Origin of the sequence: Reyranella sp., from assembly GCF_050185545.1 — a bacterium.
GTDB lineage: Bacteria > Pseudomonadota > Alphaproteobacteria > Reyranellales > Reyranellaceae > Reyranella.
Genome location: NZ_JBFWZI010000149.1, coordinates 16,566 through 18,759 on the forward strand (window position 1 = coordinate 16,566; position 2,194 = coordinate 18,759).

Genomic DNA, 2,194 nt, shown 5'->3' on the forward strand with positions numbered 1-2,194 from the left:
CAGCCGACCCGCTACCTCTGAAGGAAGGCGTCAAAGCGCTTTACCATCGCGTCCGCATTGGCGACCCACCACGAGACGTCCTGCACGAAGCCCTTCTCGAAGTTCCCGGGCGAGTTCGGCAGGCCGGGGAGCTTCTCCTTCGGGATGACGCCGGTGTCGTAGGCCTTGATGTTGGATGGTGCGTAATTGATGTAGTTCGCGATGCGGGCATTCACCTCCGGCCGCGACATGATCGCGATCGCCTTCAGGGCGAGTTCCCGGTTGGGTGCGCCCTTGGGAATCATCCAGCTGTCGGAGACGAGGATTTGCTGGTTGAAGGTGGTCTTGATCTTGCCGCCCCTTCCCTCGGGCTCGTTCTCGAGCGCCTGGATGCGGCCGTTCCAGGCCGCCACCATGTCGACCTCGCCATCCTTCAGCACCTGCGCCGACTGCGCGCCCGAGCTCCACCAGACGAGCACGTGCGGCTTCAGCTGCTCGAGCTTCTTGAAGGCGCGGTCGACGTCGATCGGGTAGAGCTTGTCCATCGGCACGCCGTCGGCGATCAGCGCCATCTCGAGGGCATAGATGGGGTGCTTGCGGATGGAGCGCTGACCGGGAAAGTTCTTGGTATCCCAGAACGCCGCCCAGCCCGGCGGTTCCTTGCCAGGGTACGCCTTGTCACGCCAGCCGATGGCAACCGAGTAGACGATCTGCGGCGCGCAGTGCTCCGAGCGGCCGAGCGTCTTGGGGATGTCGGCCAGGGCTTTCATGGTCGCGTCATCGAACTTCTCGAGGCGGCCTTCCTTCTCCAGCAGCGCGCAGCTGTAGGCGCCCTGGGTGGTGAGGTCCCAGGTCGGCTTTCCGGAGGCGACCTGCGTGCGCACGTCGGCGATGCCCGAGGTGTTGTCCTCCTTGATGACGACGCCGAGCTCCTTCTCGACGATGCCGAACCACGCCTCCTTCTGGGCCTTCTGGAAGGCGCCTCCCCACGACGAGATGGTCAGCGTCTTCTTGTCCTGTGCCGCCGCTTGCGAAGCCGCAAGTAACAGCGCCGCGCATACGAGTGAAACGGCACCACCGCACTTCCTGATCATCGCGATCCCCCATTCCCTGGCCGACTGGCCAAGGCATTTCGCGGCACGGCCGGCCGGCCGTCAAGGAATTACGGTGGAGACCTCCGACCCAAAGAGGCTCATGGCCGGGAGCGCGCCACTCCTGTGGCGCGCTCCCAGCAAAAGAGACTTTCTCATTTGTGGCGTGGCGCACGCCGGTTTGCGCATGGCCCGGCGGATGACTAGGCTCCGCGCGCTACCCTGCAGGGAGACGTTCATGGCGCTGCACTTCGACCGTGCGGAATTCGAGGGCCGCATTGTTGCAGCGCGCAAGGCGCTCGCCGCCGACGGCTTGGACGCGCTTCTGCTGTTTGCGCAGGAGAGCCTCTACTATCTCACCGGCTTCGACACGAGCGGCTTCGTCTTCTTCCAGTGCGCCGTGCTGACCCGCGACGAAGGGGCGATCACGCTGCTGACGCGGCGGCCCGACCTCGAGCAGGCGCGCCGCACCTCGATCCTCTCCGACATCCGCCTGTGGTACGACAAGGAAGGCAGCGACCCGAGCAGAGAGCTGTTCGAGATCCTGGCCGAGAAGGGACTGAAAGGCGCCCGTGTCGGCATCGAGCTGCGCACCTTCGGCCTGACCGCCGACAAGCACGAGCTCGTGCGCGAGCGCCTCGCCGGCTGGTGCGAGCTGGTCGACGCTTCCCATATCGTCCGCACCCTGCGGCTGGTGAAATCGCCGGCGGAGATCGCCTACGTCCGCCGGGCTGCCAAGCTTGCCGATCAGTCGCTCGAGGCGATGCTCGCGACAGCGCGGCCAGGCGGCTTCGAGGGCGACATCGCTGCGGCCGGCTCGGTGCCGATCCTGGCCGGCGGCGGCGACCCGCCGCCCTCCGGCCCGGTGCTCGGCTCCGGCGATCGCGCGCTGCTGATCCGCAGCGCCACCGGCTTTCGCCATCTCGACCCGGTCGACCAGCTGACCCTCGAGTTCGCCGGGAGCTACCGGCACTATTGCGCCTGCCTGATGCGCACGGTCGCCATCGGCAGGGGCAACCCGATACAACGCGCGATGTTCGAGGTGACGCGCGAGGCGCTCGCGGCGATGACAGAGGCGGCCAGGCCGGGTCGTCCGCTCGGCGAGATCGACGACGCCCATCGGC

The 2,194-nt window shown here is 66.8% G+C and carries 2 protein-coding genes; one reads left to right on the forward strand and one right to left on the reverse strand.

The window, feature by feature from the left end:
- Positions 1-11 precede the first annotated feature (11 nt).
- Positions 12-1,073 carry an ABC transporter substrate-binding protein gene (locus AB7O82_RS28560; RefSeq protein WP_428620773.1) on the reverse strand — a complete coding sequence of 354 codons (1,062 nt, stop codon included), beginning with the start codon at positions 1,071-1,073 and terminating at the stop codon, positions 12-14.
- Positions 1,074-1,308: 235 nt separating this feature from the next.
- On the opposite strand from AB7O82_RS28560, the gene AB7O82_RS28565 reads away from it, so the two are divergent.
- The coding region (locus tag AB7O82_RS28565) for a M24 family metallopeptidase (RefSeq protein ID WP_428620775.1) at positions 1,309-2,194 on the forward strand (886 nt) is incomplete at its 3' end.

Coding starts and splice junctions, on each gene's coding strand:
- AB7O82_RS28560 (WP_428620773.1), bottom strand. CDS start 1,073: ATGATCAGGAAGTGCGGTGGTGCCGTTTCACTCGTATGCGCGGCGCTG.